Below are 24470 nucleotides of genomic sequence, written 5' to 3' on the forward strand. Positions count from 1 at the left end.
CCCGACACAAGGACGAACCGCATGTCGAATGACGAGAAGCTGCGCGACTACCTCAAGCGCGTGGTGGGTGAGCTGCAGCAGACACGCAAGCGGATCCGGGAGATCGAGTCCAGGACGAACGAACCCATCGCGATCGTGGGGATGGGCTGCCGGCTCCCCGGCGGGGTCACGTCCCCCGACGACCTGTGGCGCCTCGTCGCCGACGGCGAGGACGCCATGACCTCGTTCCCCACGGACCGGGGCTGGGACCTCGAGCGGCTCTTCGACCCGGACCCCGAGCGGACGGGCACGACATACGCCGACGAGGGTGGCTTCATCGACGACCCCGGTGGCTTCGATGCGACGTTGTTCGGCATATCGCCGCGCGAGGCGCTCGCCATCGACCCGCAGCAGCGGCAGCTGCTGGAGGTGTCGTGGGAGGTCTTCGAGCGTGCGGGCATCGACCCGACCTCGCTGCGTGGCAAGGACGTCGGTGTCTACTCCGGACTGATGTACCACGATTACGCCCACAACATCGACTCGCTGCCCGAGGGCCTGGAGGGCTACTTCGGCATCGGCAACTCGGGAAGCGTGGCGTCGGGCCGTGTGGCGTACAGCCTGGGTCTGGAGGGCCCGGCAGTCACCGTGGACACCGCCTGCTCGTCGTCGCTGGTGGCCCTGCACCTGGCGGTCCAGGCGCTGCGCAACGGCGAGTGCTCCCTGGCCCTTGCGGGGGGTGTCGCGGTGATGGCCACGCCGGAGGTCTTCGTCGACTTCTCCCGGCAGCGCGGGCTGGCCCGTGACAGCCGCTGCAAGGCGTACGCCGACGCGGCCGACGGCACAGGACTGGCGGAGGGTGTGGCGGTTCTGCTGTTGGAGCGGTTGTCGGATGCTCGGCGGTTGGGGCATGAGGTGTTGGCGGTGGTGCGTGGTTCTGCGGTGAATCAGGATGGTGCGTCGAATGGTTTGACTGCGCCGAATGGTCCGTCGCAGGAGCGGGTGATTCGTGCGGCGTTGGCGGGTGCGGGGCTTGTTTCCTCCGATGTCGATGTGGTGGAGGGTCATGGGACGGGGACGTCTTTGGGTGATCCGATCGAGGCGCAGGCGTTGTTGGCGACGTATGGGCAGGGGCGGTTGCCTGGTCGTCCGTTGTGGTTGGGGTCGTTGAAGTCGAACATCGGTCATACGCAGGCTGCTGCTGGTGCTGCGGGGATCATCAAGATGGTTCAGGCGATCCGGGAGGGTGTGCTTCCTCGGACGCTGCATGTGGATGAGCCGTCCTCGAAGATCGACTGGGATGCGGGCTCGGTCGAACTGCTGACCGAGGCTCAGCCCTGGCCCGAGACGGATCGACCCCGGCGGGCGGGTGTGTCGTCGTTCGGCGTGAGCGGCACGAACGCCCACGTCATTCTCGAAGAGGCGCCCCCTGCCGTGGAGTCCGAAGAGAGCCCGCGCGCAGTCGCGCCGACCGGGTACGTACCCTGGGCGCTTTCCGGTGCATCGGAACCGGCGCTGCGCGCACAGGCGAAGCAGTTGCTCGATCACCTCGTCGATCGCTCCGAGGACACGTCATCCGCTGCGATCGGGCGGGCTCTCGTAGCGGGTCGGGCGGGGCTGGAACACCGTGCGGTGGTTCTGGCCGGTGACCTGGATGGCTTGTCCGCGCTGGCGCGTGGTGAGGTTGCCGGGTCTTTGGTGTCGGGCCGTGCGGACGTGGATGGCCGGACGGTGTTCGTGTTCCCTGGCCAGGGTTCGCAGTGGGTGGGGATGGGTGCGGCGCTGCTGGAGTCGTCCCCGGTGTTCTCCGAGGTGTTCACGCAGGTCAGTGGTGTGCTGGAGTCGGTGAGTGGCTGGTCGGCCCTGGATGTGGTGCGGGGTGTCGAGGGTGCGGTGGCGTTGGGCCGGGTGGATGTGGTGCAGCCGGTCTCGTTCGCGGTGATGGTGTCCTTGGCCCGGCTGTGGGAGTCGTTCGGGGTGCGTCCGGATGCGGTGCTGGGGCATTCGCAGGGCGAGATCGCGGCCGCTCATGTCGCTGGTGTGTTGTCGTTGGAGAACGCGGCGCGGGTGGTGGTGTTGCGCAGTCGTGCGATCGCGGACGGGCTGGCGGGTCGTGGTGGCATGGTCTCGGTCGGTCTTCCCGCGTCTGTGGTGCGTGAACGTCTGCTTGAGGGTGTGGAGTTGGCTGCTGTCAATGGGCCTTCCTCGGTGGTGGTCGCCGGCGATGTGGGTGCGCTGGAGCGTTTGTTCGGGGAGTTGGAGTCCGAGGGTGTGCGGGTGCGCCGGATACCGGTGGACTACGCATCCCACACGTCTCATGTCGAGCTGATCGAGCATGAGTTGGACTCGCTGCTCGACGGTCTGAAGCCGGGCAGCGCAACGGTCTCGTTCTTCTCGTCCGTCGAGGGTCGTTGGCTGGATGGTCCGGAGCTGGATGGTGGTTACTGGTTCCGGAATCTGCGGAGCACGGTCGGTTTCGCCGGGGCCGTGGAAGCGTTGGTGGGTGAGGGGTTCCGGGCGTTCGTCGAGGTCAGTTCGCATCCGGTGCTCGCGCACAGCGTTCAGGAGATCCTGGACGAGCACGCGGATGTGGCCTCGGTGGTCACCGGTACCCTGCGTCGCGACGACGGTGACCTCGACCGTGTACTGAAGTCCGCGGCCGAACTCCACGTACGCGGCGTCCACGTCGACTTGACACCCTCCTTCGGCGAACACAAGGGCACGCACATCCAGTTGCCCACCTACCCCTTCCAGCACGAGAACTACTGGCTCGCCGGCAACAAGGCCGGCGGCGACCTCGGCTTGGTCGGGCTCAGGTCGGCCGAGCACCCCTTGCTCGGAGCGGTCGTCCACCTGCCTGAGTCCGGAAACGTGGTTCTCACGGGCAGGATCTCGCTCAAGGAGCACCCCTGGCTCGCCGACCACGCCGTCGCAGGCACAGTCCTTGTCCCCGGCGCCGCGCTGCTGGAGTTCGCCCAGCGGGCCGGGGAGGAAGCTGGGCTGGACACGGTCGAGGAGCTGGTGATCGAGGCTCCGCTCGTCCTGCCCGATCACGAGGGGGTGCAGATCCGGGTCGCCGTGGCCGACGAGGCGAGCGGATCCGACGAGCGTGAGGTCCGGGCGACCGTGTCGGTGTACTCACGCCCGGAGAGCGCCGACCAGGCAGGGGCATGGACCAGGCACGCGCACGGGTTCCTGACCGCAAGCGGTGACGCCTCCGCAACGCCGCCCGAACCGTGGCCTCCGGTGGGTGCGGAGCCGGTGTCCGTCGAGGGGTTCTACGAAGGCTTCGCGGCGAAGGGGTATGCGTACGGGCCTGCGTTCCGGGGGGTGCGGGCGGCGTGGCGGCGTGGGCAGGAGGTGTTCGCGGAGCTGGCGTTGCCCGACGACCTGCTCTCCGAGGCCGGCAGCTTCGGTCTGCACCCCGCACTGCTGGACGCCGCACTCCAGGCGACCAGCCTGCTCGGCCATGTGGAGCCCGATCCTGGCCATGTCGTCCTGCCCTTCGCCTGGAGGGGAGTGTCCCTGTCCGCCGAGGGCGCCGCGGCGCTCAGGTTGCGCGCGACCCCCTCCGGGCCGGATGCCATCGCGCTGACGCTGACCGATGCGACCGGCGCTCCTGTCGCCTCCGTCGACTCGCTCACGCTGCGGTCCGTCGAAGCCGGCCGGCTGACGTCACTCGGTACGGCTGCCGACGACCTGCTCTACCGAGTGGAGTGGGTGCCACTCGCCCTGCCCGAGTCCGGTGATCCCGTGCCGGAGGCCGCCGTACTGGATCTGACCGCGCGCGGCGGCACAGGACCGGAGGCGGCTCGAGAACTGGCGGCGGCCACCGTCGAGTTTCTCCACGCACGGCTCTCCGACCCCGAATGGGGCTCCTCACCGCTGGTGGTCCTCACGCGGGGTGTGGTGGGTGATCCGGGTGGGTCTGCGGTGTGGGGTCTGGTGCGTTCGGTGCAGTTGGAGCAGCCGGGTCGGATCGTGTTGGTGGATGTGGATGCCGACTCGGTTGTGGGTGTGGGTGGGTTGTTGTCGGGTGTGGTTGCTTCGGGTGAGTCGCAGGTGGGGGTGCGTGGGGGGCGGGTGTTCGTTCCTCGGTTGGTGCGGGTTGTGGGGTCGGGGGTTGTGGGTCGGGGGTTGGATCCTGCGGGGTCTGTGTTGATCACGGGTGGTACGGGGACGTTGGGTGGGTTGGTGGCCCGGCATCTGGTGGTGGTGCATGGGGTGCGCAGTGTGGTGTTGGTGAGTCGTCGTGGGGCGTCGGCCGAGGGTGCGTCGGGTCTGGTGGATGAGCTGACGGCTGCTGGTGCGCGGGTGGAGGTCGTGGCTGCGGATGTGGGTGATCGCGAGGCTCTGGCCGCAGTGCTTGAAGGAGTTCCGGCAGAGCATCCGTTGACCGCTGTGGTCCACACCGCCGGAGTACTCGACGACGGGATCATGACCGCCCTGGACCCCCAGTGGTTCGACACGGTGTTCCGGCCGAAGGCGGATGCCGCGTGGCATCTGCACGAGCTGACGCGGGACCTGGACCTGGCGGCCTTCGTCCTCTTCTCCTCAGGCGCCGGGGTGCTGGGCAATGCGGGCCAGGGCAACTACGCGGCGGCCAACGGATACCTCGACGGACTCGCACAGTGGCGCCGTACGCAAGGGCTGCCCGCTGTCTCCCTCGCCTGGGGACTGTGGTCGCAGGCGAGCGGAATGACCGGGCACCTGGACGTTGCGGGGCTTGCCCGGCTCGCGCGCAGCGGACTGCTCGGCCTGTCGTCGGCGGAGGGCCTCGCGCTGTTCGATGCCGCGCTCGGCTCCGAAGAAGCACTGCTGGTGCCGACCAGGCTCGACTACGCCGCTCTGCGGAACCAGGCAGCGACCGGAGACCTACCCCCGCTCCTGCGCGGACTGGTCCGGGCGCCGAGAAGGGCGGCGCAGGGAGCGGAAGCGGTTCAGGACGCCGCGACGTACGCCGACCGGCTGGCGGCCCTCTCCGAGGAGGACGGACTGCGGGACCTGCTCGACCTGGTCCGCGACGCCTCCGCCTCCGTGCTCGGGCACGCCACCAGGGGAGCGATCGGGGCCCGCCAGGCGTTCAAGGACCTCGGCTTCGACTCGCTCGCCTCGGTCGAGCTGCGCAACCGCATCACCCGGGCCACCGGAGCGCGTCTCCCGGTGACGCTCGTGTTCGACCACCCGACTCCCACGGCGCTTGCCCGCCATCTCCGCGCGGAGCTGCTCCCGTCGGCCGAGGGCAGCGAGCCGGCCGGTTCCGCAGCCGAGCGGGACGTGGACGAGGCCGGCATCCGCAGGGCTCTGGCGGCCCTGCCGCTGCGGAAGCTCGAGGAGCTCGGAGTTCTGGCCGCGCTCGAAGCCTCATGGTCGTCGTCCTCTTCGGCCGACCGTACGGCAACCGTGCGAACCCCTCAGGGCGCGAGGCAGGAGATCGCGGCGATGGACGTCGCAGACCTCGTCGAGAGGGCGCTCGGGGGCAGTCAGTGACCGCACTTCGGAGATCGGAAGAAGGTTCCCATGACCACGTCCACTGACAAGCTCGTCGAGGCCCTGCGCGCAGCACTGATCGACAACGAGCGTCTCCAACGGGAAGCCGAGCAGCTTCGCGAGGTCGCGACGGAGCCGATCGCGATCGTGGGGATGGGCTGCCGGCTCCCCGGCGGGGTCACGTCCCCCGAGGACCTGTGGCGGCTCGTCGCCGACGAACTCGACGGCGTCGCAGGCTTTCCGGAAAACCGCGGCTGGGACCTGGAGAGCCTCTTCGACCCGGACCCCGAGCGGACAGGAACCTCGTACGTCACCGAGGGCGGCTTCCTCCAGGACGCCGGTGGCTTCGACGGAGCGCTGTTCGGGATATCCCCCCGGGAGGCCCTGGCGATGGACCCGCAGCAGCGGCTCCTGCTGGAGGTGAGCTGGGAAGCCGTCGAGCGCGCGGGCATCGACCCGACATCTCTCGGAGGCACGGCGACCGGTGTGTTCACCGGCCTCATGTACCACGACTACGCCGCGGGCCTCGACGCTGTACCGGACGGACTGGAGGGATTCCTGGGCACGGGGAACTCGGGGAGCGTGGCGTCCGGGCGGGTGTCCTACGCGCTGGGCCTGGAGGGTCCCGCGGTGACGGTGGACACGGCGTGCTCGTCGTCGCTGGTCGCGGTGCATCTCGCGTCCCAGGCCCTGCGCGCCGGGGAATGCTCGCTCGCACTGGCCGGCGGGGTTGCCGTGATGGCGCACCCTTCACCCTTCGTGGAGTTCTCCCGGCAGCGCGGGCTGGCCCGCGACGGCCGGTGCAAGGCGTTCGCGGACGCGGCCGACGGCACGGGCTGGTCCGAGGGTGTGGCGGTGTTGCTGTTGGAGCGGTTGTCGGATGCTCGGCGGTTGGGGCATGAGGTGTTGGCGGTGGTGCGTGGTTCTGCGGTGAATCAGGATGGTGCGTCGAATGGTTTGACTGCGCCGAATGGTCCGTCGCAGGAGCGGGTGATTCGTGCGGCGTTGGCGGGTGCGGGGCTTGTTTCCTCCGATGTCGATGTGGTGGAGGGTCATGGGACGGGGACGTCTTTGGGTGATCCGATCGAGGCGCAGGCGTTGTTGGCGACGTATGGGCAGGGGCGGTTGCCTGGTCGTCCGTTGTGGTTGGGGTCGTTGAAGTCGAACATCGGTCATACGCAGGCTGCTGCTGGTGCTGCGGGGATCATCAAGATGGTTCAGGCGATCCGGGAGGGTGTGCTTCCTCGGACGCTGCATGTGGATGAGCCGTCCTCGAAGATCGACTGGGATGCGGGCTCGGTCGAACTGCTGACCGAGGCTCAGCCCTGGCCCGAGACGGATCGACCCCGGCGGGCGGGTGTGTCCGCCTTCGGTGTCAGCGGCACGAACGCCCACGTCATTCTTGAGCAGGCGCCGCCGGTGGAGGGGGCACCACTGGAAGAGGGGCCTGCCGCGTCGTCCGTCGTGCCGTGGGTGCTCTCCGCGGCCTCAGGGGAAGCGCTGAAGGGGCAGGCTGCAAGTCTGCAATCGTTGGTGGGAGAACGTCCGGACCTGAGTTCCGCCGCTGTCGGACATGCGCTGGCGACGACACGGGGCACCTTCGCCCACCGTGCGGTGGTTCTGGCCGGTGACCTGGATGGCTTGTCCGCGCTGGCGCGTGGTGAGGTTGCCGGGTCTGTGGTGTCGGGCCGTGCGGACGTGGACGGCCGGACGGTGTTCGTGTTCCCTGGTCAGGGTTCGCAGTGGGTGGGGATGGGTGCGGCGCTGCTGGAGTCGTCCCCGGTGTTCTCCGAGGTGTTCACGCAGGTCAGTGGTGTGCTGGAGTCGGTGAGTGGTTGGTCGGCCCTGGATGTGGTGCGGGGTGTCGAGGGTGCGGTGGCGTTGGGCCGGGTGGATGTGGTGCAGCCGGTCTCGTTCGCGGTGATGGTGTCCTTGGCCCGGCTGTGGGAGTCGTTCGGGGTGCGTCCGGATGCGGTGCTGGGGCATTCTCAGGGCGAGATTGCCGCGGCTCATGTCGCTGGTGTGTTGTCGTTGGAGGACGCGGCGCGGGTGGTGGTGCTGCGCAGTCGTGCGATCGCGGACGGGCTGGCGGGTCGTGGTGGCATGGTCTCGGTCGGTCTTCCCACGTCTGTGGTGCGTGAACGCCTGCTTGAGGGCGTCGAGTTGGCGGCGGTCAACGGTCCGTCCTCGGTGGTGGTCGCCGGCGACGTGGGTGCTCTGGAGCGTTTGTCCGGGGAGTTGGAGTCCGAGGGTGTGCGGGTGCGCCGGATACCGGTGGACTACGCCTCGCACACGTCTCATGTTGAGTTGATCCAGGGCGAGTTGTCGAGGGTTCTGGGAGGCCTGGAGCCTGGTAGGGCGAAGGTGCCGTTCTTCTCCTCGGTGGAGGGTCGTTGGTTGGATGGTCCGGAGCTGGATGGTGGTTACTGGTTCCGGAATCTGCGGAGCACGGTCGGTTTCGCCGGGGCTGCGGAGGCTCTGGTGGGTGAGGGGTTCCGGGCGTTCGTCGAGGTCAGTTCGCATCCGGTACTCGCGCACAGCGTTCAGGAGATCCTGGACGAGCACGCGGATGTGGCCTCCGTGGTCACCGGTACCCTGCGTCGCGACGACGGTGACCTCGACCGTGTACTGAAGTCCGCGGCCGAACTCCACGTACGCGGCGTCCACGTCGACTGGTCACCCGCCTTCGGCGAACACGACGGCACACAGGTCCACTTGCCTACCTATGCGTTCCAACACCAGCACTATTGGCTGAAGTCAGCCCGAAAGGGGCCCCAGATCGTGTCCGGAGATGTCGGGACGGAAGCCCCTGCAACCGAGGAGGTTCCCGGGGCGGCTCTGGCCCACAAGCTGGCCGAACTCCCCGAGGGGGAGCAGCGTCAGCTGATCCTGGACGTCGTACGGTCCGAGGCCGCGGCCGTACTGGGGCACGAGACTCCGGATGCCGTCGAGGCGGGGAGCGTCTTCTTCGAGGTCGGATTCATCTCGCTGACGGCGGTCCAGTTCCGCAACCGGATCTCGGCGGTCACGGGCCTGGAGCTCCCGGCGATGCTGATCTTCGACTACCCCACCCCCGGTGAGCTCGCCGGTCATCTGCACGTACTCCTGAACGAGAAGGGTTGAGCGCGGTGTTGACGGTCGAGACCTATCTTGAGGCGTTGGACTACGACGGTCCTGTCGAGCCGACGGTGGAGACGCTGAGGGAGCTCCACAAGCGGCATCTGGTCGCCTTTCCCTACGACAGCTCCCTCAACACCGCCCGGGGGACTTCTCTGTGGGCCGAGGTGGACATCGATGTGGATGCGGTCTTCGACGAGATCGTCGTCGGTGGCCGCGGGGGTGTGTGCTACGAGCTGAACGGCCTCTTCCGGGTGCTGCTCCAGCACCTCGGTTTCGACGCCGGGGTGCTCGCCGCGGGCATCCGGCAGGTCGACGACTCGTTCGGTCCTGACCTGGAGCACGTCTTCAACTATGCGAAGCTCGACGGCCGGCTCTGGCTCGTCGACGTGGGGTTCGTCGGTCCGTCGTATCTGGAGCCGCTGCCCGTGGTGCCCCATCAGATCACCCATCAGTACGGCAACCGGTTCAGGATCGTCCTCCGCGACGGCTATCACGTCGTGCAGCGGAGGGGGCAGGCCGGCGGCTGGCAGGCGGTGTACCGCTTCAAGCCCCGGCCGAGGGAGCTGTCGGAGTGGCTGGCGCCTTCCGAGGATCTCGACGCCTTCGCCCGGCAGCTCATGGGCGCGGGGACGGTCGTCCGGGGCCGTGCCTTCGAGACCGGGCAGCGGATCCTCATCGGGAAGCGCCTGCTGACCGTCGACGGCGGCCATGACACGGTGCGGGGCGTGATCGGCGCGGATGATCACGCGGCCGTCCTGGCTGACATCCTGCGCACCGGAGACACCGGAGACACCGGAGACAGAAGAGACAGAGGAGACAGAGGAGGCACCGCGGGCACCGGGGGCGCCGTGCCCACCGCGGCCACGGCGGGCACGCGGGAGACCGAGCGATGAGCGTCGTCACGACCGATGTCGCCGTGGTCGGCTACGGACCGGTGGGCCAGGTCACCGCGCTGCTCCTGGCCTCGCGCGGCTGGAACGTCACCGTCCTCGAACGCTGGCCCGCGCCCTATCCGATGCCCCGTGCCGTCTCCTTCGACGGGGAGTCCGCCCGGATCCTCGCCGCCGCCGGGATCGGCGACTCGATGAGTGAGCTTGCCGAACCGTCGAGGGACTACGTCTGGACGAACGCCGAGGGGCAGACGCTCTTCCACGTCGACGTCGCCGCATCGGGCAGGTCGGGCTGGCCCGACTCGACCTCGATGTACCAGCCGGGCCTCGAAGCCGCGCTGGCCGCCCGCGGTGAGGCACTGCCGAATCTGCGGGTGCTGCGCGGGCACAGGGTGACGGGGCTGGAGGACCGGGGCGACCGGGTGGATGTGACCGTCGAGAGCCCTCAGGGCGAGCAACGCGTCTCCGCCGGCTGGGTGGTGGGGTGCGACGGCGCCAACAGCTTCGTACGGGATGCCGTCGGAGTCACCGTGACCGACTTCGGTTTCTTCAACGACTGGCTGACCTGCGACGTCAAGCTCGATGAGCCCCGTGACTTCGTGCCCAACAACCTCCAGATCTGTGACCCCGCCCGCCCCCGGACCGCGGTGTCGGCGGGCCCGGGCCACCGGCGCTGGGAGTTCATGCGGCTTCCGGGCGAGCCGGCGGCGGAGTTCGGCACGACGGAGAACGCCTGGGAGTTGCTGGGGCTGTTCGGGATCGCCCCTGGCAACGCCACCTTGGAGCGGCACGCGGTGTACACCTTCCAGGCGCGGTACGTCGACGAGTGGCGGGTCGGCAGGGTGCTGCTGGCCGGGGACGCCGCCCACCTCATGCCGCCGTTCGCCGGGCAGGGGATGTGCTCGGGGTTCCGGGACGCGGCCAACCTGGCCTGGAAGCTCGACCTCGTACTGCGCGGCACGGCGGGCGACGCCCTGCTGGACACCTACACGTCCGAGCGGCGGGAGCACGTCCGCCACGCGCTCAAGATGTCGATGGACCTGGGCCGGGTCATCTGCGAGACCGACCCCGTGGCCGCCCGCGACCGGGACACGGTGATGATCGCGGTCAGGGAACGGGGCATCGGAACGGCCCAGCCGAGGTCCGCCGTCCAGGCGCTGACCACCGGGGTCGTGCACGCTCCCGCCGGGGCGCCGCCCACCGTGCCGGCCGGTGAACTCGTGCTCCAGGGGCGGGTACGGCGAGCTGGGTCCACCGGGCTCTTCGACGATGTCGTCGGCCGAGGCTTCGCCCTGGTCACCACGGTGCCGCCGGGCGATCTGCTGGACGCCGAACGGCTTGAGTTCCTCCACGGCATCGGCACGCGCACGGTCCACCTGGGCCCCGCCGGAGATGCCCCGGCAGGGCAGGTGACGGAGCCCGGCGTCGTCACCGACGTGGACGCCGTCTACCTGCCCTACCTGGCCGAGGCGGGTGGGGACGCGGTGGCTCTCCTGGTGCGTCCCGACTTCTACGTGTTCGGAGCGGCGAGGGACGCGCGAGGGCTCGTGGCGCTCGTCGACGACCTCCGCACCCGGCTCCGCGCCGGGGCCCTCATCGGCTGACCGTCCGCCCCGTTCGTTGACGGACCGCCTCCTCCGGCCGATGGGTTGCCTCCGTCGGCCGCCTCCGTCGGCCGGAGGAGCGTCCTCAACGGGCGACCGGCGGCGCGCCCGCTGTCCCGCTCAGCAACCGCGAGACGTGTCCGGCGAGTTCGAGGGACTGGCGGGCGTTGAGCCTGGGGTCGCAGGCCGTCTCGTAGCGCAGCGCCAGCTGTTCGTCGCGGATCTCCTGCGCACCGCCCAGGCACTCGGTGACGTCGTCACCGGTCAGCTCCAGGTGGAGTCCGCCGGGGTGCGTCCCGAGGGCCCGGTGCACCTGGAAGAAGCCGTACACCTCGTCCAGGATGCGATGGAAGTGACGCGTCTTGTAGCCGGTGGGGGACTGGTGGGTGTTGCCGTGCATCGGGTCGCACTGCCAGATGACCTGGTGTCCCGACGCGGTCACCTTCTCGACGATCGGAGGAAGGGCGTCGCGGACGTGCTCGGCGCCCATCCGGCTGATCAGCGTGAGCCGGCCGGGCCGCCGGTCGGGGTCGAGCCGTTCGATGTACGCGGTGACCTGCTCGGGGGTGGCCGAGGGGCCGATCTTCAGGCCGATCGGGTTGGCGATGTGCTCGGCGAAGGCGATGTGCGCCCCGTCCGGATCGCGCGTCCGCTCACCGATCCACAGGAAGTGCCCGGACAGGCCGTAGAGACCCCCGTCGAGACCTCCGCCAGGGAACGGCGACCCGGCGGCCACGTCACCTCCGCCAGGGAGCGGCATCCCGGCAGTCGAGGGGCCGACCCGCGTCAGCGCCCTCTCGTAGTCCAGCAGCAGTGCCTCGTGGCTCGTGAAGATCTCCGAACCGGACTGCTCCGCCTCCGCCCTGACGATCTCCATCGCCTCTGCCGCGACGGCATGGGCGTCCAGCATCCGCCGAGGGTCGGGCGTACGGGAAAGGGCTGTGGGAACAGGGGAGTTGATGATGTCCCCACGGTACGACGGCAGACCGTCCGGGCCGAACGGACTGGACCGGGGCTTGGCGAACTGGCCCGCGACCCGTCCCACGGACACCATCGGAAGTCCTGCGGAGGCGGAGAGGATCCCGGCCACACACATCAGCGTGCGGAGGTTGCCGAGCACGTGCTCGTCGGTGTTCCCGTCGAAGGTCTCGGCGCAGTCGCCCCCCTGGACGAGGAACGCCTCTCCCCGCGCCACCTTCTCCAGCCGGACGGAGAGGAGATCGACCTCCGACGGCAGCACCGTGGGAGGCAGCCGGCTCAGCGTCCGTGCCGTCTCACGCGCTGCCCCGGGGTCCGGCCATTCGGGCTGCTGGGCCGCGGGGCGGGCCAGGGCCTCGGTCAGCCAACCGTTCGCGTCGCGTTCACCGAGCGAAATCGTCATGGGTCTCATCCCGTCTTCCGGAGGTTGGCCCAGAGATCGGCCGGGAGGTCCTTGCGGCGTCGGATCTTGAGTTTCCGGTAGACCCGGGTGAGGTGCTGCTCGACGGTGCTCGCGGTGATGTACAGCTTCACCCCGATCTCGCGGTTGGTGTAGCCGAGCACGGCCAGCGAGGCGACCCGCCGCTCGGAGTCCGTGAGTGACGCGATGCCCTCCAGCCCGTCCGCCATGGACTCGGCGCCGCCCAGGTCGGCGGAGACCGAGAGCAGTTCCTGCGCGAGCGGCTTCATCTCGCACATGTTGGCGACATGCAGCGCCTGCCGCAGAAGCAGCCGCGCGCGCCGCTTGTCGTTGTTGGCGCGATGAGCCCGGCTCAGCTCGGCCAGCACCCTGACCTGCTCGAAGCGGTCGCCGGACGCCTCGGCCAGATCGATCGCCTCGGTGAGCAGCGGCAGCCGGCGGCCGGGCGGACCGGCGATCGCGAGCAGGCGCAGCGCGGGACCGCGGGTGCGGGACGTGCCCGCGCCCGGGCGGGCCAGCTGCTCGTGGATGAGCCGCCTGGCCTGGTCCTTGTTGTCCAGGCGCAGCCACGCCTCGGCGGCGTTGGTGCGCCACGGCAGCAGACCGGCCGCGTCCAGCCCCCAGTCGCGCAGGAGTTCACCGCAGGACAGGAAGTCGGCGAGTGCGGCATGGCAGTGGTTGGTGGCGAGGAAGTGGTGGCCGCGCGCGTACAGGTACTGCAGCCCGAACCGGCTCTGGAACATCGTGTCGCCGACCGAGTGGGTGAGCTGTCTGGCCGCCTCCTCGTGCTCGCCCGTCCGGGTCGCCGCCAGGATCAGTGTGCTCAGCGGCAGTCCGACGGCCACCCCCCAGGACCGGGGCGTCAGCAGCTCCAGGGCGCTCCTGGCGTGCCGCCGGGCAGCGGCGAGGTCCCCCTGGTGCACGGCCACATCGGCGCGAGCGGCGGACAGCACCGCCCGGGTCGTCGTCGCGTTGCGGGCATCGGTCGTCTCCAGGAGCCGGTCGCACCAGGAGGCCGCCGCGCTCAGCCGGTCCACCTGGATCAGCACCCGTACGGCGATCATGGCGGCTTCCTCGGCCCAGGGGCTCCTGCGGTGGAGGGGCAGATCGCGCAGCACCTGCTCGGCGTGGTCGGCCGCCTCCTGCGCCCGGCCCCGGGACAGCGCGTCCGACAGCGAGGCGGCGGCCTGGAGCTGAGGGTCGGTGCCCGGAGTCACCACGCCGTAGCGCAGGTCGGCCGGGAGCACCGGGGTGCGCCGGCCGCGCGCCAGCGTGGGGTGCGTCCAGGCGAGCCACACCTCGATGTCGCGCAGCGCCCCTGCCTCGGCGAGATTCACCGGCCGGGCCGAGCTCGCCCGTGTCCGCAGTCGGCCGAGTACGTCGGCGGCCTCCTCCCCGCGCCCGTGCCACAGCAGTTGGCGGATGAGCACGAGCCCGTCCGACAGGCCGAGGTGGCCCGCGCCGACCGCCGCGGTCAGCGGTGACAGGTGCCGGGCGGCGGACGACGGGCTGAGCTGCCACTCGGCCTGCGCCAGCCGCGCCCTGAGCGCGGAGCGGGAACGCTCGTCGGCGGCGGCCCGGTGCGCGGGCTTCAGGCACTCGACGGCGAGATCCGGACGGTCGTCCAGGAGTGCGTGCTCGGCGGCCTCGGACAGGACCGTCTCGGCCCACGGGACCTGCGTGTGGCCGGCCTCGATGAGATGGCGGGCCACCTCCAGCGCCCCCGCCCCCCGGTCGTAGAGCAGGTGTGCCGCCCGCCGGTGGAGATCGGCCCGCTCCTGCGACGGCAGATCGTCGAGTACGGCGGTGACGGCGACGGGGTGCCGCAGACGGCTGCCGTCGAGGAACCCGGCGGCGTTGAGGGCGCGCAGCGCCACACCCGCGCGGTCCGCGTCGGCCGCCTCACCGGCCATGAGCCGGCCGGTCTCGGCGGGCGTGGCATCCGGACCGAGCACCGCCAGCGCCCGGGCCGCCTGGAGCAGGCCCGGCTCGGCGCGCTGGAGCGCGCTCACCAGGGCCAGCCCGTATCCCTGCGCGAGAGGGGCCTCGCCGTGGCGGCGGTGGTCGTCGACCAGGGCGTGGAGCAGCAGCGGACTGCCCCCCGAGGCGCCGAGGAAGGCCTCACCCACCTCCCGCGCCGTCTCCTCGCCGAGCGCGTCGGCGATCAGCCGCTCCGATCCGGAGGGGGAGAGCGGGTCCACGCACAGCCGCTCGGCGTACGGCGGCCGGGACAGCTCACCACGGAACCTGCGGTTCAGCGGCCAGGGCGTCGTCTGATCGGTGAGTACGAGCAGGATGCGCGCCTGCCCGATACGCCGGACCAGATGGAGCAGGAACTCCAGCGACGGCACGTCGGCGTCGCGCAGATCGTCCACCCCGATCAGGAGCGGGGCCTCGGCCGCGAGGCCGAGCACGACGGCCGCGAGTTCATGGCAGGCCCGCAGCAGTTCCGGGGCCGGGAGGCCGGTGGCGGATCCGTCGCCGAAGTCGCCCGACCGGAGGGAGTCCAGCAGCGCGTCGATCCGCCCGCTCTGCTCCGCGGGCCAGACGGTGCCCCGGAACAGCTGGTTCACGACACCGAACGGCAGCGCCCGCTCCGCGGCGGAGCAGCTGGCTCCGAGGAAGCGGGCCCCGGCCTCCGTCGCCTTCGCCGCGAAGGTCCGCAGCAGTTCCGTCTTGCCTCCGGCGACCGGCCCCTCCAGCAGTACGGCGTGCCCCCGGTGGGCGAAACAGTTGGTGAGCAGATGGTCCAGGCGACGTATATGTGCGTCTCGTTCCACCAGCGAAGCCACTCGATCCCCCAGGGCGTCATGTTCGTGACCAACCGTTCCCATCATGGTCGGGAGCCGCCAACTGCCCGGGAACCGGTCACCCACGCCCTGCCTACTGGGGTCCAGGGTGACGGTGAGGGGGGTGCCTCAGGGGTGGCTGGATCCGATCCCTGGGTCAAGTCGCCCGAATACCCCTAAGACCCACTCTTTCCCTTGAGATTCGCCTACACCGTGCTGACGATCGGCTCCGTCGCCGACACCCGGCGACGCCGACCGAGGAGCCTCGTATGCCCAGTCGCCGCCAGTTCATCGTGGGGTCCGCAGCAGCCACCGTCGCGGGAGTAGGAGGTGGTGCCGCGCTGCTGAGCAGCCGGGGACCATCGGAATCGAGCGTGCCGGGAGAGAGAAGACCCGGCAGCGGAGGTCCCGTCGCGACCGGGGTCCCGCGCGCCACCTCGACCGATCTGACCAAGTTCGCCGACGCGCTCCGTATCCCGCCCGTGCTCACCCCCGCGGTCGGCAGCCTGCTGACCGTCCGCCAGAAGGCCACCACCGTTCTTCTGCACTCACAGCTCCCGCCGACCCCGGTGTGGGCCTACGAGGGCTCCGTCCCGGGGCCCACCATCGAGGTGCGCAGTGAGAAGCGGCAGCGTGTGGCGTGGCTCAACGAGATCACCGGCGACTTCCCCGTGACCGGGGTCCGGGTGCCCTTCACCGGCCTCGACTCCATCCTCGGCCCCGGCCGCGGCAGCGCGCAGCCGGACGCCTCGGTCGCGGCCCTGCCGTCCTGGACGGTCGTCCATCTGCACGGCGGGGTCACCGGAGGGAACAACGACGGCTGGACGGAGAACGGGGTGTCGCCCGGCGACGCGCAGCTGTCCGAGTACCCGAACATCCAGAGCTCGGCGGGCCTCTGGTACCACGACCACGCCATGAACATCACCGCGTTCAACGTGTACGCGGGCCTCGCCGGGACCCTGCTGGTCCGGGATGCGGAGGAGACGGCACTCAACCTCCCCTCCGGGGCGTACGAGATACCACTGGTGATGAACGACCGGAATCTGGACACCGACGCCGACGGCATACCCAACGGCCGGCTGCTGCACAAGATCGGATTTCTGGACACCGGCACCGCCTCGGCCCCCGCGCGGCTCAACCTTCCGTTCATCGGCCCGTACAACCTCGTCAACGGGGTGATATGGCCGTATCTGGAGGTGACGCCGCGCTGGTACCGGTTCCGGGTGCTCAACGCCGCCAACACCCGTCCGTACACCCTGGAGCTCCACACGGAGAACGCCGACGGCACGACGACCGCCGTCACCGGGGCACTGGTGCAGATCGGCAGCGACCAGGGGCTGCTGCCCGAACCTGTCACACTCGACGCTCTGACGCTCGGCACCGCGGAACGCGCCGATGTGCTCATCGACTTCTCGCAGTTCCGCGGCAAACGCCTCCGGCTGCTCAACACCAATCCCAACGGCCCGTCCCCACTCGGTCCGGAGGTCATGCAGTTCCGGGTCGGTGCCACGACGGTCGACAACCCTTTCACGCTGCCCGCCACCACCTCACCCTCGTTCACCCGGCTGACCCGCGCCGGCCTGCCCGCGGACCACACCGACCGGTGGATCGCGCTCTCGACCGCCGACGGCACGGCGCTGGGGCACCCGGAGATGTGGGAACTGGAGGAGATCGCGGCGGGGTACGAGCCCGGCGACGGCGACCGGATCGTCGAGGTCACGGACGCCGGGGGAGCGGTCCGCAGGTTCCGCAAGGCCGCCGCGGCATTCGACGACAAGGTCGGCTTCTTCGTGGAGAGCAGTGGCTGGGAGGTGTGGAACTTCCTCCACCTGGTCGGGCCGGGCCACCCCATGCACGTACATCTGCTCGGATTCCAGGCGCTGAACCGGCATGTCTACACGGTCACCAGTGCCGGACAGTCCGGGCCGGACGTGGTCACCTGGAGCGCGGACTACGACAGGGCGGGGGCGCTCGGCGACGAGGAACAGGGGTGGAAGGACACCATCCGCGTCGAGGAGCACGAACTCGTCAGCGTGGCGGGCCAGTTCACCCGTGCCACGGGGCGCTTCGTCTACCACTGCCACATCCTGGAGCACGAGGACGAGGGCATGATGCGGCCCTTCGTCGTGGCGCCGCGCGCAGTGCTCGACCGCATGCCCCACACCGCGCACCACCACTGACCGCCCGGGAGGGACTGCCCGGGGGCGGTGCCTGTCCGGCCGTGACGCTGCCCGCGCGCGGCCGGGCAGGCCCCCCGGGCGTGGAGTGCCGCTGCCGCGCGGCCGGACAGCCACCTGTCCGCCGGCCGGTTCAGGCGGTGGCGGGACCGCCGGTCAGGCTGTGCAGGCAGGCGATCAGGCTGCGTGCCTCCACGTTGACGTAATGGCTGTGCCGCAGGAGCCCGACCAGCTGGTGCAGTGTCAGCCACCGGAAGTCCGGTCCGGGGTCGGGTGCGTGGTCCGCGTCGGTCTCGATGACGAGATAGCGGTTGCGGGCGTGGAAGAAGCGTCCGCCCTCCTCCGACAGCAGGCTCTCGAAACGGATCCGGTCGGGGCGGGCGTCCAGCACGTCGTCCAGGAAGCGCGGGCGCGCTCCCGGCGGCAGCCATGTGTAGTTGTCCGGGGTGCACTGCACCGTCGGTGCCAGCTCGATGACATCGAGGAAGCCCGGCTGGACCCGTGCGTTGACCAGGGCGTGCAGGACACCGTCCACGCGCTTGACGAGGAACGCGTTGATGCCGGTGCCGACCGGCTCCACCACCGGCTGGGTCCAGCCGGTGACCTCCCTGCCCTCCGTCTCGACCTCGATACCGATGACCTTGAAGAACAGCCCGGAGTCGTGGACCACGGCGTCCGGGCGCCGGGTCCAGCCCGTCACCTCCCGCAGCGGAATCCGCCGGGCGGACACCTCGTGGCGGGTCCGGGTCTCGGTGATCCAGCTCAGGATCTCGCCCACACCGTGCAGCCCGGAGCGGTCGGCGCTGCTCGAACGGATGACGGACCGACGGAATTCCTGGCCTGGAAACGAGAAATTGTCGGCGAGCCCCACACCCGAGAAAGGCAGGCACGACAGAACGGTCCGGGAGTCCATATTGATCACCGCGTCGCCCGCGAGCAGACGGTGTATCTGCCCCAGGGTCAGCCATCGGAACCCGTCGCGGAGTTCCACCTCCTCGTCGGTCTCGACAATGATGTTGCGATTACGTTTCTGGAAGAACCAGGCGCCCTGTTCGGACTGGAGGACATCGGCGAGAACCTTCTTCGGGTCCTGCTGCTGAAAGTATTCGACGTACGGTACGAAATTCCCTCGGTGGACCCGTGTGTAGTTGCTCCGGGTGGCCTGGACCGTGGGTGACAGTTCTACGCCATGGACGTTTCCGGGCTCGTTCTTCGCCTGCATGAGGAAATGCAGTACGCCGTCGAACTCCTTCGCCAGAATCCCCAGGATGCCGATCTCCGGCTGATGGATGACGGGCTGGGTCCAGGCCGGCACCTCCCCGTCGGGCACCTCGGCCGCGAGCCCTTCCAGGCTGAAGAACCTGCCGCTCTCGTGCACGATGTTCCCCGTGGCGTCATCCGTGCGCCACCGGACCAGATCGTCCAGCGCGATCCGCTCCACCCGTGCCACGTCCGTGCGCCGGCGTTCCGCGAACCAGTCCCGTATCTCCGTCAAAGGAAATACGCCGTCGATACGGACTGCGGATTCAGCGATGCGTTCGGCAGTTCTCTGTTCTGCCGCCAGAGTTGACACGATTCCGGACATCGAGCAGCCTCCCTGTATCGCGCGATAGTGGGGACCACTATGGCGGCAGGAATTTTACTCGGGCCGTGGGGTGCGCATACTCAGGGGGCGAGTAGGGGGGTGCGGGCGGGTTCTCCGGCGAGGGACAGGGGGTTGACGGTGGAGGACGCGGTGCCTACCGTCGAGCCGAATTCAGCGAATCGAATTATGCCCCGGTTCTGAGGCCGGTCGGCCCGATGGAGGTCAGGCAATGCCGCATTCTTCGGAGGGGAGCCTTTCGAATCCCCGCGAGAATCCGAGGCCACTGAGAATCGGTGTGATCGGATGCGCCGGAATAGCCTGGCGGCGCATGCTGCCCGCGCTCGTGCGGAACCCGGACGTGGACGTCACCGCGATCGCCAGCAGGAGCGGGGACAAGGCCCGCCTCTTCACCGAGCGCTTCGGCGGCGCTCCCGTGACCGGCTACGACGAACTGCTGGCCCGCGACGACGTCGACGCCGTGTACGTCCCGCTGCCCGCGCTGCTGCACGCCGAATGGATCGAGCGGGCGCTCCTCGCCGGAAAGCACGTGCTCTCGGAGAAGCCCCTGGCCGCGACCCGCGAGGAGGCCGCGGCACTCGTGGCACTCGCGGAGTCCCGGGGGCTCGTCCTCCTGGAGAGCTTCATGTTCCTGTGCCACTCCCAGCACGCCCGGATCAGGGCACTCGTGGCCGACGGTGCCATCGGGGAACTGCGCACCCTCACAGCGGAGTTGGGCTTCCCGGCCAAGGGCGGGGACGACATTCGCTACCGGCCGGACGTGGGCGGCGGAGCCCTCACCGACATCGGCGTCTACCCGGTGCGCACCGCGCTCCTGTACCTGGGCGACGAGCTGGAGGTGCTCGGGGCGTCCCTCCACGTCGACCACACTCTGGGCGTCGACCTCGGAGGGTCCGCGCTGGTGGTGAACCCCTCGGGTGTCTCCGGCCATCTGACCTGGGGCATGGAACACGGCTACCGGTCCGCCTACGTGCTGTGGGGGAGCGCCGGGCGGATCTCCGCCTCATGGGCGTACACACCACCACCCACCCACGGGGCGGTCATCCGGATCGAACGGCAGGACCATGTCGAGGAGATCACCCTGCCCGCCGAGGACCAGTTCGAACGCGTCACCGAGGCGTTCGTCGCGCGGGTGCGCCACGGTGTGCCGTCCGGTCTGGAGGGCGAGTCCGTCCTCTCGCAGGCCGGACTTGTCGACCGGGTCCGGGAGCGGGCCCTCCTGAACCCCTCGCCCGTACGTGAGCCGGTGGGGTCCTGATGGGAGACAACGAGATCGACCGGATACTGGAACTGGTCAGGAAGCTCCACCGCGAACAGGAGGCGGAGAAGCGGTTCGTGCCCGGCGAGACGCCGATCCTCCCGTCCGGCGCCGTGTTCGACGAGGACGACCGGGTGGCACTGGTGGAAGCCGCCCTGCACATGCGGATCGCGGCGGGGCCGGCCGCCCAGCAGTTCGAGCGGGAGTTCGCGGCGCTGCTCGGCAGACGCAAGGCGCATCTGACCAACTCCGGTTCCTCGGCCAACCTCCTGGCGCTGACCGCGCTCACCCAGAAGGAGCTCGGCAAGCGGCGGCTGCGGGCCGGCGACGAGGTCATCACCGTCGCCGCCGGATTCCCGACCACCGTCAACCCGATCGTGCAGAACGGCATGATCCCGGTGATGGTCGACGTGTCGCTGGCGACCTACAACACCACCGCCGAGCGGGTCGCCGAGGCCGTGGGGCCCCGCACCAGAGCGATCATGATCGCCCATGCGCTCGGCAACCCGTTCCCCGCCGCCGAGATCCGGCAGATCGCCGACGACAACGGCCTGTTCTTCATCGAGGACAACTGCGACGCGGTCGGCTCCTTCTACGGAGGCAGGCCCACGGGCGGCTTCGGCGACGTGGCCACTTCGAGCTTCTACCCGGCGCACCATCTCACGATGGGCGAGGGCGGCTGTGTGGTCACCGACCGGGTGGCCCTCGCCAAGGTCATCGAGTCCCTGCGGGACTGGGGACGCGACTGCTGGTGCCCGCCCGCCGCCAGCGACACCTGTCACAAGCGCTTCGGCCACCAACTCGGCAGGCTGCCCGCCGGGTACGACCACAAGTACACGTTCTCCCGCGTCGGTTACAACCTCAAGACCACCGACCTCCAGGCGGCGCTCGGCCTGACACAGCTGGCCAAACTGCCCGAGTTCGGCGCCGCCCGCCGGCGCAACTGGAAGCGGCTCAAGGAGGGGCTCGACGGCGTCCGCGGACTCCGGCTGCCCGAGGCGACGCCCGGCAGCGACCCCAGCTGGTTCGGTTTCGTGCTGACGGTCGACGAGGACGCGCCGTTCGACCGGGGCGAGATCATCTCCTTCCTCGAATCCCGGAAGATCGGCACCCGCATGCTCTTCTCCGGGAACCTCGCGCGGCAACCCGCCTATCAGGACGTCGAATTCAGGGTTGTCGGCGATCTGCGGAACAGCGACATCATCACCGAGCGCACGTTCTGGATCGGCATCTATCCGGGGCTGACGGCCGAAATGATCGACTACGTCGCCGCCTCGATACGGGAGTTCACCGCGGGACGGAGATGACACTCCTGAAACACGTCCGACACCTTTCCTCACGAGGTCAGGGTGGGGACAGGGGGTGAGGTAGGGGGGTCGGTCCCCACATTCTCGTACAGGGTCGTCCCGACAAGAGTTCTCTGCGATTCACCGAGCGCGGCCATTCCGAGCTGCCGGGCGTATTGCGAACGACAGCGAATTGCGTAAGTCCGCACATCTGGAGAGGCCGTGAGATTGCTACCCGATTCCCCGCCGGGCGCGGTGACCGGGCCGGAGGGCACCGCTCCCGTCCCGGACACCGGGCAGGCGGAGCGTCCCGAGGCGGCCCGGCCCCGGCGCCGCCTCCGGTGGCCGGCGGCGTGGCCCGTGCCGGTGCTCCGGCCGGGCCTCGCGGTCGCGGTGCTCTGGCTGCTCGCGGCGGTCACGGCGGCACTGGCACCCGAACTGTTCACCTCGCGCGACCCGCTCGCGGTGGACACCCCCGACCGGCTGCTCGGCCCCTCCGCCGAGCACCCGCTCGGCACCGACCAGCTCGGCCGGGACCTGTTCGCGCGTCTGGTGCACGGCGCGGGCGTGTCGCTGCTGTCGGCCCTGATCGCCACCGTCATCGGCCTCACGGCGGGCGCGGTGCTCGGACTGCTGGCCGGCTTCCTCAAGGGCGTCACCGACACCGTGATCATGCGGCTCGTCGACATGCTGCTGTCGATCCCCGGACTGCTGCTCTCCCTGGTGCTGATCGTCGCGCTGGGCCCCGGTACCCGTAACGCGGCCATCGCGGTCGGCCTCACGAGCATCGCCGTCTGCGCACGCATCATGCGGGCCGAGGTGCTCAAGGTCCGCGAGAGCCTGTACGTCGAAGCGGCGGCGGCAGGAGGTGCCCGCTGGCCACGGGTCCTGCTCCGCCACGTCCTGCCCAACACCCTGGGGCCGGTCTGGGCGCTCGCCGCCCTGGAGTTCGGCACCGCGATCCTCGCGGTGTCCGCACTCAGCTTCCTCGGATACGGAGTCCAGCCGCCGACCCCCGAATGGGGCGCGCTGGTGTCCGAGGGCCGCGACTCGCTCCGTGTCGCCTGGTGGCTCACCACCTTCCCCGGCCTGGCCGTGGCCGCCACCGTCGTCGCCACCAACCGGCTGGCACGCGCACTCGACAGCGAGCGGAGGGCGGCCTGATGAGCACCGCCGAAGTGCCACACCACGAGACCGCACCGCTGCTGGACGTCCGTGACCTGGTGGTCCGCTACCGTTCGCGCCGCAGCGTCGTCGACGCCGTCAGGTCCGTCAGCTTCACCGTCGCACCGGGCGAGACCCTCGCCGTCGTGGGCGAGTCGGGATCGGGGAAGTCCACCACCGCCCACGCCGTGCTCGGCCTGCTCCCGCCCGCGGCCGAGATCGGCGGCGGCAGCATCCGCTTCGACGGCCAGGACCTGACCCGGCTCGGCGAACGGCGGCTGCGCACCCTGCGCGGCAGCGAGATCGCCCTGATCCCGCAGGACCCGGGCACCGCGCTGAACCCCGTGCACCGGATCGGCCGGCAGGTCGCGGAGGCGCTCGTCACGCACGGTGTCACGGACCGGCGGGGAGCGCCCGCCGCCGTGCTGGACCTCCTCGCCGACGCCGGGATACCCGACCCGGAGTGGCGGGCCGGGCAGTATCCCCACGAGCTCTCCGGCGGTCTGCGCCAGCGCGTCCTGATCGCCATCGCCATCGCCGCACGGCCCAGGCTGATCGTCGCCGACGAGCCCACCAGCGCCCTCGACGTCGTCGTGCAGCGCCGCATCCTCGATCACATCCAGTCGCTGACCAGCGCGGCGGGCACGAGCATGCTGCTCATCACGCACGACCTGGGGGTGGCGGCCGAACGGAGCGACCGAGTCGTCGTCATGTCGCGGGGCGAGATCGTCGAGGACGGAGAGCCCGGGCAGGTCGTCATCGCACCCCGCCACCCCTACACCAGGGCACTGGTCGAAGCCGTCCCGGGCCGCGGCCCCCACCGCCCGGCACCTCCCGCTCCGCCCGCCGCCGGCGCACAGCGCGCCGTGCGGGTGAGCGCCGAAGGCCTGGTGAAGGAGTACCGGCTGCCCCGTGCCGCCGGGGACCGCGCCGTCCTGCGCGCCGTCGACGACGTGAGCCTGACCGTCGAACCCGGCGAGACCTACGCGCTCGTCGGCGAGTCCGGCTCCGGCAAGTCGACCGTGGCCCGCATGCTGATGCGGCTCACCTCCCCGACCCGGGGCCGGGTGCACGTGGACGGCGAGGACGTCACGGCCCACCGCGGACGCGAACTGCGGTTGCTGCGCCGGAGGATACAGATCGTCCACCAGAACCCGTACGCCTCCCTGAACCCCAGGCTGAGCATCCGGCAGATCGTCTCCGATCCGCCGGCGTCGTACGGGCTGGGCACCGGGCGGGAGCGCCGGCGCAGGGCCGAGGAGCTCATCGACCTGGTGGCACTGCCCGCCTCGGTGCTCGACCGGCGGCCGGCCGAGCTGTCCGGGGGACAGCGGCAGCGCGTCGCGATCGCGCGAGCGCTCTCCCTCGACCCGGGCCTCGTCGTGTGCGACGAGCCGGTGTCCGCCCTGGACGTGTCCGTGCAGGCCCAGATCCTGGAACTGCTCGCGGACCTCCAGTCCCGCCTCGGACTGAGCTATCTGTTCATCTCCCACGACCTCGCGGTGGTGCGCCAGATCGCCCACAGAGTCGGAGTCATGCGCGAGGGCCGTCTCGTCGAGGACGGCCCCACCGAGCAGCTCTTCGCGTGTCCGGGCCACCCGTACACCGAAGCGCTGCTGGCCGCCATCCCCGGCCGCAGGCAGCTCGGGCACGCCGGACAGCCGTCCGCCGCACGCCCCTGAGCAAGGCCCCCAGAACCTTCCCAGATCAATGA

General features: G+C 70.2%; 11 protein-coding genes and 1 pseudogene. 9 read left to right on the plus strand and 3 right to left on the minus strand.

Annotated features, from left to right (window positions below; translation table 11 throughout):
* The first annotated feature begins 21 nt into the window (after positions 1 to 21).
* The 4 genes and pseudogenes from AMK10_RS18060 (at position 22) to mhpA (ending at position 11080) form a co-directional block, all read left to right on the plus strand.
* Positions 22 to 5466 (plus strand): type I polyketide synthase, encoded by a 5445-nt coding sequence (locus AMK10_RS18060; protein ID WP_073748817.1) that lies wholly within the window; start codon positions 22 to 24, stop codon positions 5464 to 5466.
* Positions 5467 to 5505: 39 nt separating this feature from the next.
* Positions 5506 to 8589: pseudogene (locus tag AMK10_RS18065) on the plus strand (type I polyketide synthase); the annotation flags it as partial.
* Positions 8590 to 8594: 5 nt separating this feature from the next.
* Positions 8595 to 9479, plus strand: a complete 885-nt coding sequence (locus AMK10_RS18070; protein ID WP_079180754.1) for an arylamine N-acetyltransferase family protein — start codon at positions 8595 to 8597, stop codon at positions 9477 to 9479.
* Positions 9476 to 11080, plus strand: a complete 1605-nt coding sequence (gene mhpA, locus AMK10_RS18075) for a bifunctional 3-(3-hydroxy-phenyl)propionate/3-hydroxycinnamic acid hydroxylase MhpA (protein ID WP_073748820.1) — start codon at positions 9476 to 9478, stop codon at positions 11078 to 11080. Before AMK10_RS18070 ends, mhpA begins: the two co-directional genes overlap by 4 nt.
* Positions 11081 to 11165: 85 nt before the next feature.
* On the opposite strand, the gene AMK10_RS18080 is transcribed toward mhpA, so the two are convergent.
* Positions 11166 to 12461, minus strand: a complete 1296-nt coding sequence (locus AMK10_RS18080) for a 3-deoxy-7-phosphoheptulonate synthase (protein WP_198959718.1) — start codon at positions 12459 to 12461, stop codon at positions 11166 to 11168.
* A 5-nt stretch (positions 12462 to 12466) separates the two neighbouring features.
* Positions 12467 to 15259 (minus strand): helix-turn-helix transcriptional regulator, encoded by a 2793-nt coding sequence (locus AMK10_RS18085; protein ID WP_198959719.1) that lies wholly within the window; start codon positions 15257 to 15259, stop codon positions 12467 to 12469.
* Positions 15260 to 15537: 278 nt separating this feature from the next.
* Here AMK10_RS18085 and AMK10_RS18090 point away from each other — a divergent pair, with 278 nt between their 5' ends.
* Positions 15538 to 17448: a multicopper oxidase family protein gene (locus tag AMK10_RS18090; RefSeq protein ID WP_073748822.1), complete on the plus strand. Its 1911-nt coding sequence runs from the start codon at positions 15538 to 15540 to the stop codon at positions 17446 to 17448.
* Between the two features lie 130 nt (positions 17449 to 17578).
* Here AMK10_RS18090 and AMK10_RS18095 read toward each other — a convergent pair whose 3' ends face one another.
* Positions 17579 to 18940, minus strand: coding sequence for an NDP-hexose 2,3-dehydratase family protein (locus AMK10_RS18095; protein ID WP_241839573.1), 1362 nt, complete (start codon positions 18938 to 18940; stop codon positions 17579 to 17581).
* Positions 18941 to 19259: 319 nt separating this feature from the next.
* Here AMK10_RS18095 and AMK10_RS18100 point away from each other — a divergent pair, with 319 nt between their 5' ends.
* The 4 genes from AMK10_RS18100 to AMK10_RS18115 all read left to right on the plus strand — a co-directional run bounded on the left by AMK10_RS18100 (position 19260) and on the right by AMK10_RS18115 (position 24438).
* Positions 19260 to 20306: a Gfo/Idh/MocA family protein gene (locus tag AMK10_RS18100; protein ID WP_073748824.1), complete on the plus strand. Its 1047-nt coding sequence runs from the start codon at positions 19260 to 19262 to the stop codon at positions 20304 to 20306.
* Entirely contained in the window at positions 20306 to 21613 is a 1308-nt protein-coding gene (gene rfbH / locus AMK10_RS18105; RefSeq protein WP_073748825.1) for a lipopolysaccharide biosynthesis protein RfbH, read from the plus strand. The genes AMK10_RS18100 and rfbH overlap by 1 nt, the downstream gene beginning before the upstream one ends.
* 201 nt (positions 21614 to 21814) lie before the next feature.
* On the plus strand, positions 21815 to 22756 hold the full coding sequence (locus AMK10_RS18110; protein ID WP_241839575.1) for an ABC transporter permease: 942 nt from the start codon (positions 21815 to 21817) through the stop codon (positions 22754 to 22756).
* A complete protein-coding gene (locus AMK10_RS18115; protein WP_073748826.1) occupies positions 22756 to 24438 on the plus strand; it encodes a dipeptide ABC transporter ATP-binding protein in 1683 nt (560 codons plus the stop codon). The genes AMK10_RS18110 and AMK10_RS18115 overlap by 1 nt, the downstream gene beginning before the upstream one ends.
* The last annotated feature ends 32 nt before the right edge of the window (positions 24439 to 24470 follow it).

The organism is Streptomyces sp. CB02058 (assembly GCF_001905505.1).
Classification (GTDB): Bacteria; Actinomycetota; Actinomycetes; order Streptomycetales; family Streptomycetaceae; genus Streptomyces.

Coding starts and splice junctions, on each gene's coding strand:
- AMK10_RS18060 (WP_073748817.1), top strand. CDS start 22: ATGTCGAATGACGAGAAGCTGCGCGACTACCTCAAGCGCGTGGTGGGT.
- rfbH (WP_073748825.1), top strand. CDS start 20,306: ATGGGAGACAACGAGATCGACCGGATACTGGAACTGGTCAGGAAGCTC.
- AMK10_RS18115 (WP_073748826.1), top strand. CDS start 22,756: ATGAGCACCGCCGAAGTGCCACACCACGAGACCGCACCGCTGCTGGAC.
- AMK10_RS18090 (WP_073748822.1), top strand. CDS start 15,538: ATGCCCAGTCGCCGCCAGTTCATCGTGGGGTCCGCAGCAGCCACCGTC.
- AMK10_RS18100 (WP_073748824.1), top strand. CDS start 19,260: ATGCCGCATTCTTCGGAGGGGAGCCTTTCGAATCCCCGCGAGAATCCG.
- mhpA (WP_073748820.1), top strand. CDS start 9,476: ATGAGCGTCGTCACGACCGATGTCGCCGTGGTCGGCTACGGACCGGTG.
- AMK10_RS18080 (WP_198959718.1), bottom strand. CDS start 12,461: ATGACGATTTCGCTCGGTGAACGCGACGCGAACGGTTGGCTGACCGAG.